The following is a 15,339-nucleotide window of genomic DNA, read 5'->3' as shown; positions in this document are numbered from 1 at the left end:
GGGCCCGCTCCCTCCCGGAGCGGGCCCGTCGTCGTACCCGGGTGATACGCGCGGCCCGGCGGTCCGGTCCCGTCCTCAGCCGAAGACGACGCAGGAGGCCGCGGCGACCCGTACCGAGCCGTCGTAGCGGGGGATGCCCGTCGACGGGTCCAGGGTGAACCAGGAGACGTCGCCGGAGCGCTCGTTGGCCGCGTAGAGGAAGCCGTTGTGTTCGGCCAGCGCGCGCGGCCAGTGCCCGCCGCAGGGCACCGTGCCGGTCAGCCGCAGCCCGTCCGCCTCGACGGCGAGGACCGAGAGGACGTCCTCGCCGCGGGTCGCGGTCCACACGAAGCGGCCGTCTGGCGAGACGACGATCCCCGACGGGTAGGCGTCGCCGGCCGGTGCGTCGCGCAGCACCGGGACCTCGGTCAGGGGCTTGAGCGTGCCGTGCCCGGCGTCCCAGCGGCACACCGTGACCGTGGGGGTCAGTTCGTTGACCACGTAGGCGCGCGTGCCGTCCGGGTGGAAGGCCAGGTGGCGCGGGCCGGAGCCGGGGCGCAGGGCGAACTCGCGGTGCACGGCGGGGCTGCCGTCCGCCAGGGTGCACACCCGGACCGAGTCCGTCCCGAGGTCGACGCTGACGGCCCACCGGCCGCTGGGGTCGGGCTGCACCTGGTGGGCGTGCGGGCCGCGTTGCCGCCGGTCGTGCGGGCCGGAGCCGGTGTGCTGGAGCCGGCCGGAGGGCGCGCCGGCGAGCGAGCCGTCCGGGCGCAGGGGCACGGCGGTGACGCTGCCGCAGCCGTAGTTGGCGGTCAGCACGTGGCCGGCGTACAGGCCGAGGTGGGTGGGGCCGCTGCCGCCCACCGGCACCGGGGCGCCGGCGGGTTCCGGCCGGTCACCGGTGACGCGGTAGGCCGCGACGGCTCCCTCACCGGTCTCGCTGACCGCGTAGAGGGTGTGCCCGTCCGGCGAGAGGGCGAGGTAGGAGGGGTCGGGGACGTCCTTGACGGCGGACAGCAGGGTGAGGGCCCCGCCGCCCGGCGCGACCTCGGCGGTCACCAGTCCGGGGCCGCCCGCCGCCGTGAACGATCCGATGAACGCCCGGCGCCTGCCCGCCCTGTCGTCCCCTGCCACCGCTGTCCCCTCTCGGTCGAGCCCGTCGAGCCGGTCCGGGGCCGACGGTAGCAGCCCCCGCCGGGCGGTCTAGACCAAGAGGGTTCGGTGGCAGGGCGGTTCGTGCCGTACCGGGCGCTCAGGCTCCGACCAGCCGGGACCGGGACGGCGGGCGCAGCGGCTCGGCGAGGTCGGCGAGGGCCCGCTCCAGGCCGTGCAGGTGGGCGAGGGCCGGTTCGGCGAGGGCGCGCTCCAGACCGTGCAGCGAGGCGAGGGCGGGTTGGGCGGGCGTTTCGGCGGGGTGGCAGACGGGCTCGGCGGGCGTTTCGGCGGGCTGGCGGACGGGCCCGGCGGACTCGGCGGCAGCGTGCCGGACGGGCTCCGCGCGGCCTGCGGTGAGGGCCTCGACGGCCGCTTCCACACGCCAGCAGGCGGCGGCGAGGCGGGCGTCGTGGGAGGCCTCGGGGTCGGCGGCGACCGCGACCAGGCCCCGGACCTCGCGGGCGCAGTCGTCGAGCAGCGCCAGGACCCGGCGGGCCCGCGCCTTGCGGGCCGGTATCGGGTTCAGCGGGTGCACCAGCGGCGCCACCGACAGCCGTACCCGGCCGAGCAGCTGCTCCAGTTCGGCGACGCGCGGGGCGGGGTCGGCCGTGGCGGAGCCGGCGAGCCGGGCCGCGGCCTCGGCGGTGCAGGCGTGCACACAGCGCAGGGCCCGCTGGATCCAGGCGTCGGTGGTGGCGTGGGTGGTGACCGGGAGCACGCACAGGACGGCGAGCGCGGCGCCCAGCGCGCCGACCCCGGTCTCGGCCAGCCGCAGCGCGAGCAGTCCGGGGCTGAGGACGCCCAGCAGGCCGTAGAGGGAGGCGGCGAGCAGGGTCACCCAGAGCATCATCCAGGTGTAGGAGACGGCGGCGGTGTAGAAGATGCCGAAGACGCAGGCGGCGACAAGGACGGCCGTCGGGACGGGCGCGCCGTGCACGGGGACGGCGACGAGGAGCCCCAGGCCGATGCCGAGCACCGTGCCCAGGACCCGGCGGAAGCCGCGCACCAGGGTCTCGCCGCGCGAGGCGGTGTTGACGAAGATCCACCAGGTGGCGCCGACGGCCCAGTACCAGCGCTGTCCGGACACCAGCTGTCCCGCCAGGAGCGCGAAACCGGCCCCCGCGGTCGCCTGGACGGCCTGCCGGGTGGTCACCCGGGCGAGGCCGGTGCCGCCGAGCGGGGCGGGCGGTGCGGCGGCCGGGGACAGCCGGCGCTCGTAGCACCACAGGCCGAAGCGGACGCCGGCCGCCGTGAGCACGGAGAGCAGCACGGCGGCGTACAGCTCGGGCAGCCGGTCCGGGGTGGCGTGCAGGAACTGGGCCACGAAGAAGGTCATGAACGCGAACACGCCGAGGCTGTGCCCGCGCGGGCCCCACCGGCGGGCGTAGACGCCGGCGCCGACGACGGCCAGGAAGGTGAGGTCGCGGGCGACGGGGTGGTCGTGCAGTCCGGCCGCCGCGGCGAGTACCGGGACGCCCACGACGGGCAGCAGCGCGGTGGTCACCGCCTGGCCGCGCACGGTCGGGTCGGCGACCGTGAACAGGGCGAGCAGCGCGGCGAGCCCCCCGGTGACCGCTCCGGGGAGGGAATGTCCGGCCAGTGCGCAGACCACGACCGCCAGCCCGATGCCGAGGACGGCCCGCGCGGCGAAACGCAATCGCGCCCGCCCTGGGTCCGGTGCCACGAACATCCTCTTCAGCACTGCTGCCCTCCCCTGGGAACACCGATACGGAAAAGGCGCCGCGGGGACCCGCAGCGCCATTGACACGTCCATGAGAGCATCACCGATCCCACTGGCTCAAGTGATCCCGAATTCACCATGCCATTGGCACAGCACCAGCCCGTCAGTCACACCTGCCGGAATGCCAACGGACCAGGTCGGGGGGTCTGCGGGACCCCGCCCCGGCTGGACCATTGGTACAGTCGTCCGTCATGGCCGTGGACGAACTCGACACCCGCATCCTGCGGCTGCTCCTGGAGCAGCCGCGCACCAGCGTGCGCGAGTACGCCCGCATCCTCGGCGTGGCCCGGGGCACCCTCCAGGCCCGGCTGGACCGGATGGAACGGGACGGCGTGATCACCGGAACGGGCCCCTCCCTCTCCGCCGCCGCGCTGGGCCACCCGGTGCTGGCGTTCGTGCACATCGAGGTCACCCAGGGCCACCTGGACGACGTGGGGGACGCGCTGGCCGCCGTGCCGGAGATCGTGGAGGCCTTCTCGATCACCGGCGGCGGGGATCTGCTGGCCCGCGTGGTGGGCCGGGACAACGCGCACCTGGAGGACGTGATCCAGAAGCTGATCAGCCTCCCGGGCGTGGTGCGCACCCGTACCGAGGTGGCGCTGCGCGAGCGGGTCCCGTACCGGCTGCTGCCCCTGGTGGAGTCGGTCGGCCGGGCGACGGCGCGCGGCTGACGGCGGGCACGCTGGACGCCATGAGCGATCCCGGCACCCTCTCGGTCATCTTCGATCTCGACGGAACGCTCGTGGACAGCGAGCCGAACTACTACGAGGCGAGCCGGCAGACCCTGGCCGCCCACGGCGTCCCCGGCTTCACCTGGGCGGACCACGAGGGCTGCGTCGGCATCAGCACCCGGGAGACGGTACGGCTCTGGCGGGAGCGCTACGGCCTGCGCGCCTCGGTGCCGGAACTGCTCGCCGAGACGAACCGCCGCTGTCTCGACCTGGCCCGCACCCGCACCCGCGCGTACCCGGAGATGCGCGCGTTCGTGGAACTGCTGGCCGCCGGGAACGTCCCCATGGCGGTGGCCTCGGGCTCCTCCCCGGAGGCCGTCGAGGCCGTCCTCACGGGCACGGGCCTCGCCTCCCGCCTGCGGACCACGGTCTCCGCCGACGAGGTCCCCCACGGCAAGCCGGCCCCCGGCATCTTCCTGGAGGCGGCCCGCCGCCTCGGCGCGCCCCCGGCCGCCTGCGTGGTCCTGGAGGACGCGGCCCCCGGCGCCGCCGCGGCCCACGCGGCCGGCATGCGCTGCATCGCCCTCCCGTCCGTCCCCGCCCAGGCGGACGCCCCCGAGTTCGCCACCGCGTCCCTGCTGCTCCCCGGCGGCCAGGCGGACTTCAGGGCGCGGTCGGTGCACGCGTGGCCGCGCGACGGGGCCCGCTGAACGGTTCCGCTACGGACGGCCCTCTGCGCGTGCGCCGTCGGCCGGGGCTGCTTAGCGTGACCCCATGAGCACAGTCCAGACACGGCCCGCCCCCGACGAGCGGCGATGGAAGGCGCTCGGGGTCTGTCTGGCGGCGGGATTCATCTCGCTCCTCGACACCTCGATCGTGAACGTGGCGCTTCCCTCCCTGGAGCACGGGCTGGGGGCCTCCGAGGCGGTCCAGTCCTGGGTGGTCTCCGGGTACGCCCTCACCTTCGGGCTCGCGCTGGTCCCGGCCGGCCGGCTCGGCGACATGCGTGGCCGGCGCCAGGCGTTTCTGTGGGGCCTCGCCCTGTTCACGGTGGCCTCGCTGGCCTGCGGGCTCGCCTCCGGTCCCGGCTGGCTGGTGGTGTTCCGGCTGCTCCAGGGCACGGCGGCGGGCCTGGTCGCGCCGCAGACCTCGGGACTGATCCAGCAGATGTTCCAGGGCGCCGAGCGGGCCAAGGCCTTCGGTGTGCTCGGCACGGTCATCGGGGTGTCCACGGCGGCGGGCCCGCTGGTGGGCGGGCTGCTGATCGACGCCGCCGGCACCGACGACGGCTGGCGCTGGGTGTTCTTCGTCAATCTGCCGATCGGGGTGGCCGCCTTCGTCGCCGGGCTGCGGCTGCTGCCCCGCTATCCGGCGGCGGGCAAGCGCGAGGAGTTCGACCTGTTCGGGGTGGCGCTCCTCGGCGCGGGCGTGTGCGCGCTGATGCTGCCCCTGGTGCAGGAGCAGCAGTGGACCGGGCGGGAGAAGTGGGCGCTGGTGCCGCTGGCGCTGGTGCTGCTGGGCGCGTTCTGGGTCTGGGAACGGCGGCAGGGGCTGCTCGGGCGCGCTCCGCTGGTGGACCTGGGCCTGTTCTCGCTGCGTTCTTTCACGCTCGGATCCCTGATCAGCCTCACCTATTTCGCGGGTTTCACCACCGTCTTCTTCCTGTACGCCCTGTACCTGCAGAACGGCGTGGGCTACAGCGCGCTGGCGTCGGGGCTGACGGTCCTGCCGTTCGCGGCGGCCTCCGCGGTCGGGGCGGCCGCGGGCGGCCGGCTGGTGGTGCGGTTCGGCCGCAAGCTGGTCGTCCTGGGGCTGGCCGGCGTGGCCCTCGGGTTGCTCGGCGTGATGGTGGCGGTGGCCCTCGTGCCCGGGCCGAACCTGGGCTGGGCGTCGGCGCTGCCGCTGCTCGTCGGCGGCATCGGGTCCGGGCTGACGGTCTCGCCGAACACCACCCTCACGCTCACCCGGGTTCCCGTGCAGCGCGCGGGCGCGGCCGGAGGCGTCCTCCAGACGGGTCAACGCGTCGGCTCGGCGGCCGGGATCGCGGTGGTGGGCTCGGTGTACTTCGCCCACCTCGCCAACCACGGCCGCACCGATACGGCGATGCAGCTCGGGTTGCTCTCCGCGGTGGGCATCATCCTGGTCGCCCTCCTGCTGGCGGTCGCCGACCTGCGGGAACGCCAGGTGCGGCCGGAGCCGGAGAAGACCGCGGAACCGGTCGGGCGGGGCCGCGGGGAAGACGGCGTGGAGGAGGGGGTACGGCCCGGAAGGTGAGGGGAGGGGGAGGGAGACGGGCGTACCGTACCGGCTACCGGCCGCGCTCAGCGCCGCGCACGGCAGGACGCCCCCGCGACTTCCGGCGCCGCGTACGGTACGGCGTTCGCCCGCCTTCCGGCGCCGCGTACAGCACGACGCCCGCACGGCTTCCGGCAAGCGTCAGACGGGCGGGCGGGCGACGCTCTCGTCCCGGCGGGCGCGTGTCAGGCCGTACGCCGCTGCGGCGCCGCACCGCGGGGCGCGTGAGCACCCGAGTGAGGCGGTCCCCCGCCGCGCCCGGCCTAGCGCCGGCCCCGTACCGCCCCCGCGGCCCCGGGCCCTGTCAGGCCGTGTGCCCCCGCTGTCTCCGGCCTGCTCCGGCTGAGGCGGCCCGCCCTGGTACCGGCGGGTGCCGCGTCCGGCGGCCCGCCTCACGACCTCCGGCGCGGCTTTCCCCGTTTGGCCGGTCTGGCCGGCCGGGCGCCGCCGGCGCGGGCACCCGCCGTACGGCCCGCCGGTTTCCCTGACGACGACTTCGCCGACGCCTTCGATGACGACTTGCCGGAGGACTTCCCCGCCGGTTTCTGCTGGTCGCCGCGCGTGCGCCGGGCGTCGGTCCCGGAGGTCGCCGTCGTACGGCCCCGCGTGCTGTTGACCGTGCGGCCGCGGACGATGCCGATGAAGTCCTCGACCAGGTCGGTGGTCGCCTCCTCCGGCCAGCACAGGGCGACGCCCGACTGCGGTGCGTCGGTGACCGGGCGGTAGGTGAGGTCCCGGCGGTGGTACAGGCGGGCCAGCGACTGCGGTACGACCAGGAGGCCGACGTTCGCCGCCACCAGCTCCACGGCGTCCGGGGTCGTGGCCGGGCGCTCGAAGGCCGGCTCGCCGGGCGGGGCGTCCCAGCCGAGGACGTCGTCCAGGGGGTGGAAGAGCACCTCGTCGGCGAGGTCGGCCAGGGTGACCTCCTCCGCCGCTGTGATCAGGTGGTCCTTGGGGACGATGACGACCGTGGTCTCGGTGTACAGCGGAATCGCGCTGAAGTACGTACGGTCGACCGGCAGCCGGACGAGACCCGCGTCCGCCTCGCCCGCGCGCAGTACCCCGGGCGCCTCGGCGGCCGGGACCTGGACGAGGGTGAGCGGGATGCCGGGCAGCCGCTCGTTCCAGATCCTCACCCACTTGGCGGGCGTCACCCCGGGAACGTACGCGAGCCGGAACGACGGTGATTCCTCCGAGCCTGTCACCAGGCCAGACTACCGGCCCCCGGCCTCCGCCCGGTCCCGGCCGTGGTCGGCGCCCGCGCAGGCGGCCGATACCCTTGACCTCATGAAGTCGCAGCAGAGCACCCAGACGATGAAGCCCGCGACCGCGGCGAAGAAGCTGGGTGTGTACCTCCCCGCCACCCCCGCTTCCTTCCAGGAGGGTGTGGTCACCCGCGCCGAGCTGAACGAGCTCCAGGCCAACCCGCCGGAGTGGCTGCGCGAACTGCGGCTCAACGGTCCCCACCCGCGCCCGGTGGTGGCCGCCAAGCTGGGCGTGTCCATCGCGGGCCTGGCCCGGGGCGGCGTCACCGAGGCGCTGACCACCGAGCAGATCGAGGCGCTCAAGCAGGAGCGGCCCGAGTGGCTGGAGAAGGAGCGCGCCACGCAGGCCGAGGTCCGCAAGGAGGCCGTGCGGCTGAAGAACGCGAAGAAGGAGAAGGCGGAGCAGGAGGGCGCCGCCGAGCGCCCCTGACCCGTCCGGCCCCGCCTCGCAGCGGGGCCGTTCCATGCCGCCCCGGGAGCGGGCCCGTCCTCGGGCGCTCAGCCCAGGAAGCTCAGCCGCACCCGGCGGTCGGGGTTGTCCTTGTTGGTGTCCACCAGGCACACCGACTGCCAGGTGCCGAGTTCCAGGCGGCCGTCGATCACCGGGAGGGTGGCGTGCGGCGGGACGAAGGCGGGCAGCACATGATCGCGTCCATGGCCGGGGCTGCCGTGCCGGTGCTGCCAGCGGTCGTCGGCGGGCAGCAGGGTGTGCAGGGCCGCGAGGAGGTCGTCGTCGCTGCCAGCGCCCGTCTCGATGACGGCGATCCCGGCGGTGGCGTGCGGGACGAAGATGTTGAGCAGGCCGTCCCGGCCGGCCGCCGCCTCCCGCAGGAATTCCTCGCAGTCGGCGGTCAGATCCACGACACGTTCCCGGGAACCGGTGGAGACGTTCAGCATGCGCGTGGTGAAGGCATCGGACATGCCCCCATCCTGACCCATACGCCGGTTTCCACACGTCCCGGCGTCGCCGTTTTCTGATACGGCCGGTCCATCACACGAGACGCCGTTGACCTGTGCACGTCCACCTGGCTAGGTTCGGCGGCATGTCGCGTTCAGCCCTGCTCACCACGCGCGGTCACATCGACCTGCTGCGGGTGGCCTCCGCCGCGTGTCGCACCGGCCGCTGACGCCTTTCCCCCTGCGCTTCTTCCCGCGCTTTTTTGCGCTTCCTCCTTCGCTCGGACTCCGGGTCGCCCCGCCTGCGCATGCGCCTGAACCGCCATCGACCTGAGCACGGCGGTGCGGCGCGGAGCGGCCCCCTCCCCCTGGAGCGTTCATGAGCATCAGCCACGCCCCACCCAACCCTCCTTCAACTGACATTTCCGGTATCTCCGGATCTGGCAACCCGAACCGGGGCGCCTCCCCCGATCTCCATCCCGTCGTCCCCGTCTCCGCCCGGCGCGCCCGGGTCCCCCGCTGGCTGCGCCGCGCCACCGGTCCGCTTCTGCTGCTGGTCCTGTGGCAACTCTTCAGCGCCACCGGGGTGCTGGCCCCGGACGTGCTCGCCTCGCCGGGGCGGATCGCGCAGGTCGGCCGGGACCTGGTGAGCGACGGTTCACTGCCGTCGGCCATGGCGACCTCGCTGCGGCGGGTCGCACTGGGCCTGTTGTTCGGCACGGTGACCGGCACCGGACTCGCCCTGGTCGCGGGGCTGTTCCGGATCGGCGAAGACCTGGTGGACGCGCCGGTGCAGATGCTGCGGACGGTGCCGTTCGTCGGTCTCATCCCGCTGTTCATCATCTGGTTCGGGATCGGCGAGGCCCCGAAGACCGCGATCATCACCCTCGGTGTCACCTTCCCGCTGTACCTCAACGTCTACGCGGGCATCCGCGGTGTCGACACCCAACTCATCGAGGCGGGCGAGTCGTTGGGGCTGTCCCGGTGGGGTCTGGTACGGCATGTGGTACTGCCGGGCGCGCTGCCCGGGGCACTGACCGGACTGCGTTACTCGCTCGGCATCGCCTGGCTCGCGCTCGTCTTCGCCGAGCAGGTCAACGCCGACGCCGGCATCGGCTTCCTGATGGTGCAGGCGCGGGACTTCCTGCGGACCGACGTGATCGTGGTCTGCCTGATCGTCTACGCCTTCCTCGGCCTGCTCGCCGACTTCATCGTCCGCTCCCTCGAAAGGCTGCTGCTGCAATGGCGACCGACGTTCACCGGACGGTGACCGGACCCGCGGTCCATGTCGAGGGGCTCACCCGGTCCTTCGACGGCCGCGCGGTCATCGACGGCCTGCACCTCGACATCGCTCCCGGCGAGTTCGTGGCCCTTCTCGGCCGCAGCGGATGCGGCAAGTCGACCCTGCTGCGCATCCTCGCGGGCCTGGACCGGGACATCGAGGGCACCGCGCTGGTCCCGCGCCGCCGGGCCGTCGCCTTCCAGGCGCCCCGGCTCATGCCCTGGAAGAAGGTGTGGCGCAACGTCCTGCTCGGACTGCCCGGCAGACCCGGACGGGCGGTCGCCGAGCGGACGTTGGACGAGGTCGGCCTGGGTCACCGCGTCGACGCCTGGCCGAAGACGCTGTCCGGCGGCGAGGCCCAGCGCGCCTCCCTCGCCCGCGCCCTGGTGCGCGAACCCGATCTGCTGCTGCTCGACGAGCCGTTCGGCGCGCTCGACGCGCTCACCCGGATCCGGGCCCAGCGCCTGGTCGGAGAGGTGTGGCAGCGCCGGGGCTGCGCGGTGCTGCTGGTCACGCACGACGTCGAGGAGGCCGTACTGCTCGCCGACCGCGTCCTGGTGATGGACCGCGGCCGGATCGCCCATGAGCAGACCGTCGACCTCGACCGGCCGCGGGAGATCACCGATCCCCGGTTCGCCGCGCTCCGCGCCCGGCTGCTCGGACTGCTCGGTGTCGACACCGCCGCAGAAACCGCCTGACCCCGCACTCCCTCGTACCCGAACGGAACCGACATGCGACGACGACTCGTCCCCGCCGCGCTGCTCCTGCCCTTCGTCCTCCTGCTCACCTCCTGCGGCGGCAACTCCTCCGCGAGCACCGGCACCGACGGAACGGGCCCGGTCACGCTCGGCGTCGGCGACCAGAAAGGCGGTTCGGAGGCTATCCTGCGCGCCGCCGGCGAACTGGAGAACCTGCACTACAAGATCAAGTGGTCGACGTTCACCTCCGGCCCGCCGCTGCTGGAGGCCGTGAACGCCCGGGCCGTCGACATCGGCGGGGTCGGCAACACCCCGCCCGTCTTCGCGGCCGGCGCGGGTTCGAGGATCACCGTCGTGGCGGCCTGGCACGGCACCTCCCGCGGCGACACCATCCTCGTGCCCAACGGCTCTCCGCTGACCGGGACCCGCCAGTTGAAGGGCAGGTCCGTCGCCGTCGCCCAGGGCTCGTCCGCCCACTACCAGCTGGTCGCCTCGCTCGAGAAGGCCGGGCTGAGCCTGTCCGACGTCAAGGTGAAGTACCTCCAGCCGGCCGACGCGCTCGCCGCGTTCACCTCCGGCAAGGTCGACGCGTGGGCGGTCTGGGACCCGTACACCTCGCAGATCCTCCAGGCCCGGCAGGGCAGGGTGCTGACCACCGGCGACGGCGTCACCAACGGACTCTCCTTCCAGGTCGCCTCGCCCACCGCGCTCAAGGACCCGGAGAAGGCCGCCGCCATCAAGGACTATCTCGCGCGGCTGCGTCGGGCCACGGACTGGGTGTACGGCCACCAGGAAGAGTGGGCGAAGGTGTGGGCCAAAGACACCGGTCTGCCGTACGAGGTGGCTCTGGCCTCCGTGCGGCGCACGAACTCCACCCGCGTGGCGGTCGCCGTCGACGAGCCGCTGGTCGCCTCGGAGCAGCGGATCGCGGACGCCTTCGCCGGGCTGCGGCTCATCCCGCACAAGGTCGACTTCGCCGCCTTCGTGGACCGGCGCTACAACGCCGGCCTGCCCCCGTCCACGACCCCGGCGAAGGACTGAGGGGGACTGAGGGGGACTGAGAAGACGGGACGGAACGGCACCGGCCGTACGACCACACCGGCACCCACTGCCCGACGGCGACGGCCACACCACGCCGCACCACGCCCGGCCGAGGCGTGCGCCACACCCTGGCGGCTCCGCCGCACCCCTACCGGCGACGGCACTGTCTGTGAGGGTCCCGGTGCCCGGTGCGCGCACGGGTGCCGAACCGCCGGGTCCCGGGCACCGGCGTCCACCCGGACGCGGAGTTCGGGCGTCCGCCGGAGTCCGGGGCCGGGTATCCGCCCGGGATGCGGGGCCTGGGCGTCCGCGGGGGCCGCGCCCGAGGGTCCGCCCGGGTGTGGGGCCCGTGCGTCCACCGGCACCCGGTACCCGGATCTCCGGGGCGCGCACGGCTGTCGGGCCGTCGGGAAGATCCGGGCGCCGGTTCCCGTTGGGGACTGGCGTGAACGCAGCGCGCGAGGTCGAGGTCGTCGTCATCGGCGCGGGCCAGGCAGGCCTGTCCGCCGCCTACCACCTGCGGCGGTCCGGTTACGAGCCCGACCGCGACTTCGTGGTGCTCGACCACTCCCCCGGACCCGGCGGCGCCTGGCAGTTCCGGTGGCCCTCGCTGACCTTCGGCAAGGTTCACGGGATGCACGCGCTGCCCGGCATGGAGCTGACCGACGCCGACCCGGCGCGGCCCTCGGCCGAGGTGGTCCGGGAGTACTTCGACCGGTACGAGCGCGCCTTCGGCCTGCGGGTACGGCGTCCCGTGGACGTCCGGGCGGTGCGCGAGGGCGCCGGAGGACGGCTGCTCGTGGAGACACCGGACGGCACCTGGGCGACTCGGGCCCTGATCAACGCGACCGGCACCTGGGACCGGCCGTTCTGGCCGCGCTACCCCGGCCAGGAAACCTTCGGGGGGCGGCAGTTGCACACCGCGCAGTACGCCGGCCCCGAGGAGTTCGCCGGCCTGCGGGTCGTGGTGGTGGGCGGTGGCGCCTCGGGCACCCAGCACCTGCTGGAACTCGCCCCGTACGCCGCCGCGACCACCTGGGTCACCCGGCGGCCCCCGGTCTTCCGCGAGGGACCGTTCGACCAGGAGGCGGGCCGCGCGGCCGTCGCGCTGGTGGAGGAGCGGGTGCGCCAGGGGCTGCCGCCGCGCAGCGTGGTGTCGGTCACCGGACTGCCGCTGAACGACGCGATCCGACAGGGTCTCGCGGACGGGATCCTGGACCGGCGGCCGATGTTCGACCGGATCACCCCGGACGGCGTGGAGTGGCGGGACGGCCGGAAGGCGGCGGCCGACGTGATCCTGTGGGCGACCGGTTTCCGCGCCGCGCTCGACCATCTCGCGCCGCTCGGGCTGCGCGAGCCGGGCGGCGGCATCCGGCTGGAGGGCACCCGCGCGGTCGCCGATCCGCGGGTCCACCTCCTGGGCTACGGCCCCTCGGCCAGCACCATCGGCGCCAACCGGGCCGGACGCGCGGCGGTCCGGGACATCCGGCGGCTGCTCGACGGGGAGCCCGTCGCCGCGTGACGTTGCGCCGCTCAGCCGCCCGAGGGCTGTGCGGGGACCGGGGAGGGCGAGGACCAGGGCACGCCGCCGTCGGGCTGGGCCTGCGCCGCGCTCTGGTGGACGGCGTGGAACTCGGCCACGTTCCGCAGGTGCTCGTCGTAGTCGGCGGTGAAGCGGGTGTCGCCGGGCCGGACCGTGACGAAGTACAGCCAGTCGCCCGGCGTGGGGTTGAGGGCCGCGCGCATCGCGTCCGCGCCGGGGTTGTCGATCGGGGTCGGGGGCAGGCCCATGCGCTGGTAGGAGTTGTACGGGCTCTGCACCTGACCGTCGCCCTGGCCGGTGCGGACGGGGTCGTGCTCGAGCGCGTAGCTGACGGTGGAGTCCATCTGCAGCGGCATTCCGCGGGCCAGCCGGTTGAGGATGACGCGGGCGATCTTGCCCATGTCCGCCTTGGTGTCCGCCTCGGCCTGGACGATGCTTGCGACGGTGACGGCCTGGTGGAGGTTCATCGCGTTGCGCTGTGCCCCCGCCGTGACCGGCGCGAGGCCGTACTTGTCGTTGGCGGTGTCGACCATGGTGCGCAGCAGTGACTCGGGGGTGGCTCCTTCCGGGATCGGGTACGTCGCCGGGAAGAGGTAGCCCTCCGGGTTGCCCTCGGCCTCGCCGGGCAGTCTGAGCGCCGCCTTGCCGAGCGACTTGCGGGTGCTGCCCGGGGGCAGCCGGAGCGCCTTGTCGACCGCGTCGTACACCTGGCTCGCGCGCCAGCCCTCCGGGATGACCAGGGTGGCGGGCCTGGCCTGGTCGCGGTCGCCCGCGAGCAGCAGCAGCGGCACCGCCACGGCGGTGCCGGCCGCGACGGCGCCGGCCACGATGGTGAGGAGTCGGCCCCGGCGTGTCAGTCGGATCGTGCTCCGTGGCGGAGTGTTCGTCTGCATGCGGGAACGTTAATACGCACATCGTCATAAACCTGGCATATGTTCAGTCTGTCGGTCGCAGTTGCGCATCGCGGCGCACCAGGGCCGCGTACCGGCCGTTCCGCTCGAGGAGTTCCTCGTGCGTGCCGCGTTCGGCGACGCGTCCGGAGTCCAGCACCACGATCTGGTCGGCGTCGCGGACGGTGGACAGCCGGTGGGCGATGGTGATGGTGGTGCGGTCCGCCGAGAGCGCGTCGATGGCCCGCTGGACGGCGGCCTCGGTGCGGGTGTCGAGCGCGCTGGTCGCCTCGTCCAGGATGAGGACCGGCGGGTCGCGCAGGATGGTGCGGGCTATGGCCAGGCGCTGCTTCTCGCCGCCGGAGAAGCGGTGGCCGCGTTCACCCACGACCGTGTCGTACCCGTCGGGCAGCGCCGTGATGTGGTCGTGGATCTGCGCCGCCCTGGCCGCCGCGTGCAGTTCCTCGTCGGTGGCGTCCGGCTTGGCGAAGCGCAGGTTGTCGGCGACCGAGGCGTGGAAGAGGTACGTCTCCTGGGAGACGACGCCGACGGCGCGGGCGAGGGTGTCGAAGTCGAGGTCGCGGACGTCCACCCCGTCCAGGGTGACCCGGCCGCCGGTGACGTCGTAGAGGCGGGGCACGAGACAGCCGAGCGTGGACTTGCCGGCGCCGGTCGGGCCGACGACGGCGAGGCTGCCGCCGGCCGGCACGGTGAGGTCGACGCCGTCGAGGACGGGGCCGCCCTTGTCGTCGTAGCGGAACTCGACGTCCTCGAAGCGGACCTCGCCCTTGACCGTGTCGAGTCGGACCGGCCGCTCGCGCTCGGCGATGTCGACCGGCAGGTCCAGGTACTCGAAGATACGCTGGAAGAGGGCCAGCGAGGTCTGGATCTGGACGCCGGTCGCGAGCAGGCTCACGGCGGGGCGGAACAGGCCCTGCTGGAGGGAGACGAAGGCGACGATGGTGCCGAGGGAGACGTCGGGCCCGCCGAACCGGAGGGCGAGGCCGGCGGCCCAGTAGATGACGGCGGGCATCGCGGCCATCACGATCGTGATCACGGCCATGCGCCAGCGCCCGGCCATGTTCGCCCTGACCTCCAGGTCCACCAGGCGTTCGGACTCCGTGGCGAAGGACGCGGTCAGCGAGTCGGAGCGGCCCATGGTGCGGCCGAGCAGGATGCCGCTGACGGAGAGCGACTCGGTGACCGTGGCCGCCATGGCGGCCATCTGTCTCTGCCGCTGGGTGGTGATCTTCTTGCGTTCGTTGCCGACGCGGCGGCTGATCCAGACGAACGCCGGCAGCAGGACGAGCGAGACGATCGTCAGCCGCCAGTCCAGGGCGACCATCGCGACGACCGTGGCGACCACGCTGGTGACGTTGGAGACCAGGGAGGTGGCGGTGGAGGTGACGGTGGCCTGCATGCCGCCGATGTCGTTGGCGATGCGGGACTGCACCTCGCCGGTGCGGGTGCGGGTGAAGAAGGCGAGCGACATGCGCTGGAGCCGGCCGTAGACCGCGGTGCGCAGGTCGTGCATCACCCGCTGGCCGACGGTGGTCGAGATCAGCGTCTGGAGCACGCCGAAGACGCCGGCCAGGACGGCGCTGAGGATCATGCCGAGCGCGAGCAGGCTCAGCAGGCCCGTGCGGCCCTCGGGGATGGCGACGTCGAGCGTCTCGCGCAGCAGGAAGGGCGTGGCCACCGAGACCAGCGACGAGGCGCCGACGAGCAGTCCGACGACGGCGAGGCGCCCGCGGTAGGGGCGGAAGAGCCGCAGGATGCGGCGCACCTGCCGGGGCTGCTCGCCGGCGTCGGCAGGTGGGGTCCAGGAGGTTTCGCGGTCGGGGTGCATGGGCTCCTACGGAGGGGAACGGGGCCGGCCCGG

The 15,339-nt window shown here is 73.9% G+C and carries 15 protein-coding genes; 9 read left to right on the top strand and 6 right to left on the bottom strand.

Annotated features, from left to right (window positions below):
• Positions 1 to 75 precede the first annotated feature (75 nt).
• Together AB0E62_RS21145 and AB0E62_RS21140 are read right to left on the bottom strand one after the other, a co-directional pair.
• Positions 76 to 1,113, bottom strand: a complete 1,038-nt coding sequence (locus AB0E62_RS21145) for a lactonase family protein (RefSeq protein WP_362195694.1) — start codon at positions 1,111 to 1,113, stop codon at positions 76 to 78.
• Between the two features lie 118 nt (positions 1,114 to 1,231).
• Positions 1,232 to 2,836 carry an FUSC family protein gene (locus AB0E62_RS21140; protein WP_362195691.1) on the bottom strand — a complete coding sequence of 535 codons (1,605 nt, stop codon included), beginning with the start codon at positions 2,834 to 2,836 and terminating at the stop codon, positions 1,232 to 1,234.
• 230 nt (positions 2,837 to 3,066) lie between these two features.
• Here AB0E62_RS21140 and AB0E62_RS21135 point away from each other — a divergent pair, with 230 nt between their 5' ends.
• From AB0E62_RS21135 to AB0E62_RS21125, 3 genes are all read left to right on the top strand, one after another.
• On the top strand, positions 3,067 to 3,546 hold the full coding sequence (locus AB0E62_RS21135) for an Lrp/AsnC family transcriptional regulator (protein ID WP_181797548.1): 480 nt from the start codon (positions 3,067 to 3,069) through the stop codon (positions 3,544 to 3,546).
• A gap of 20 nt (positions 3,547 to 3,566) precedes the next feature.
• Positions 3,567 to 4,256: an HAD family phosphatase gene (locus AB0E62_RS21130; protein WP_362195688.1), complete on the top strand. Its 690-nt coding sequence runs from the start codon at positions 3,567 to 3,569 to the stop codon at positions 4,254 to 4,256.
• A gap of 64 nt (positions 4,257 to 4,320) precedes the next feature.
• Complete coding sequence (locus tag AB0E62_RS21125) at positions 4,321 to 5,820, top strand: MFS transporter (RefSeq protein WP_362195685.1); 1,500 nt, start codon at positions 4,321 to 4,323, stop codon at positions 5,818 to 5,820.
• 413 nt (positions 5,821 to 6,233) lie between these two features.
• On the opposite strand, the gene AB0E62_RS21120 is transcribed toward AB0E62_RS21125, so the two are convergent.
• Positions 6,234 to 7,046: a LysR family substrate-binding domain-containing protein gene (locus AB0E62_RS21120; protein ID WP_362195682.1), complete on the bottom strand. Its 813-nt coding sequence runs from the start codon at positions 7,044 to 7,046 to the stop codon at positions 6,234 to 6,236.
• An 82-nt stretch (positions 7,047 to 7,128) separates the two neighbouring features.
• Here AB0E62_RS21120 and AB0E62_RS21115 point away from each other — a divergent pair, with 82 nt between their 5' ends.
• Complete coding sequence (locus AB0E62_RS21115) at positions 7,129 to 7,536, top strand: DUF5997 family protein (RefSeq protein ID WP_362195679.1); 408 nt, start codon at positions 7,129 to 7,131, stop codon at positions 7,534 to 7,536.
• Positions 7,537 to 7,604: 68 nt separating this feature from the next.
• Here the strand turns inward: AB0E62_RS21115 and AB0E62_RS21110 are convergent, their stop codons facing one another.
• Entirely contained in the window at positions 7,605 to 8,027 is a 423-nt protein-coding gene (locus tag AB0E62_RS21110) for a secondary thiamine-phosphate synthase enzyme YjbQ (RefSeq protein WP_362195676.1), read from the bottom strand.
• A 122-nt stretch (positions 8,028 to 8,149) separates the two neighbouring features.
• Between AB0E62_RS21110 and AB0E62_RS21105 the strand changes: the two genes are divergently transcribed.
• From AB0E62_RS21105 to AB0E62_RS21085, 5 genes are all read left to right on the top strand, one after another.
• The gene (locus AB0E62_RS21105) at positions 8,150 to 8,233 is read left to right on the top strand and encodes a putative leader peptide (RefSeq protein WP_350968097.1); all 84 of its coding nucleotides are present in this window, start codon (positions 8,150 to 8,152) and stop codon (positions 8,231 to 8,233) included.
• A 149-nt stretch (positions 8,234 to 8,382) separates the two neighbouring features.
• Complete coding sequence (locus AB0E62_RS21100) at positions 8,383 to 9,273, top strand: ABC transporter permease (RefSeq protein ID WP_362195673.1); 891 nt, start codon at positions 8,383 to 8,385, stop codon at positions 9,271 to 9,273.
• Positions 9,246 to 9,983: an ABC transporter ATP-binding protein gene (locus tag AB0E62_RS21095; protein WP_362195670.1), complete on the top strand. Its 738-nt coding sequence runs from the start codon at positions 9,246 to 9,248 to the stop codon at positions 9,981 to 9,983. Before AB0E62_RS21100 ends, AB0E62_RS21095 begins: the two co-directional genes overlap by 28 nt.
• A gap of 33 nt (positions 9,984 to 10,016) precedes the next feature.
• Positions 10,017 to 11,024, top strand: coding sequence for an ABC transporter substrate-binding protein (locus AB0E62_RS21090; protein ID WP_362195667.1), 1,008 nt, complete (start codon positions 10,017 to 10,019; stop codon positions 11,022 to 11,024).
• A gap of 445 nt (positions 11,025 to 11,469) precedes the next feature.
• Positions 11,470 to 12,546 carry an NAD(P)-binding domain-containing protein gene (locus AB0E62_RS21085; RefSeq protein WP_362195664.1) on the top strand — a complete coding sequence of 359 codons (1,077 nt, stop codon included), beginning with the start codon at positions 11,470 to 11,472 and terminating at the stop codon, positions 12,544 to 12,546.
• An 11-nt stretch (positions 12,547 to 12,557) separates the two neighbouring features.
• Here the strand turns inward: AB0E62_RS21085 and mltG are convergent, their stop codons facing one another.
• Positions 12,558 to 13,460 (bottom strand): endolytic transglycosylase MltG, encoded by a 903-nt coding sequence (gene mltG, locus AB0E62_RS21080; protein WP_362195661.1) that lies wholly within the window; start codon positions 13,458 to 13,460, stop codon positions 12,558 to 12,560.
• Positions 13,461 to 13,503: 43 nt separating this feature from the next.
• Positions 13,504 to 15,306 carry an ABC transporter ATP-binding protein gene (locus AB0E62_RS21075; RefSeq protein WP_362195658.1) on the bottom strand — a complete coding sequence of 601 codons (1,803 nt, stop codon included), beginning with the start codon at positions 15,304 to 15,306 and terminating at the stop codon, positions 13,504 to 13,506.
• Positions 15,307 to 15,339: the final 33 nt, after the last annotated feature.

The organism is Streptomyces sp. NPDC038707, from assembly GCF_040636485.1.
Taxonomy (GTDB): Bacteria; Actinomycetota; Actinomycetes; order Streptomycetales; family Streptomycetaceae; genus Streptomyces.
The sequence above is the reverse complement of the archived record's forward strand: the minus strand, read 5'-3'. Positions and strand labels throughout refer to the sequence as shown.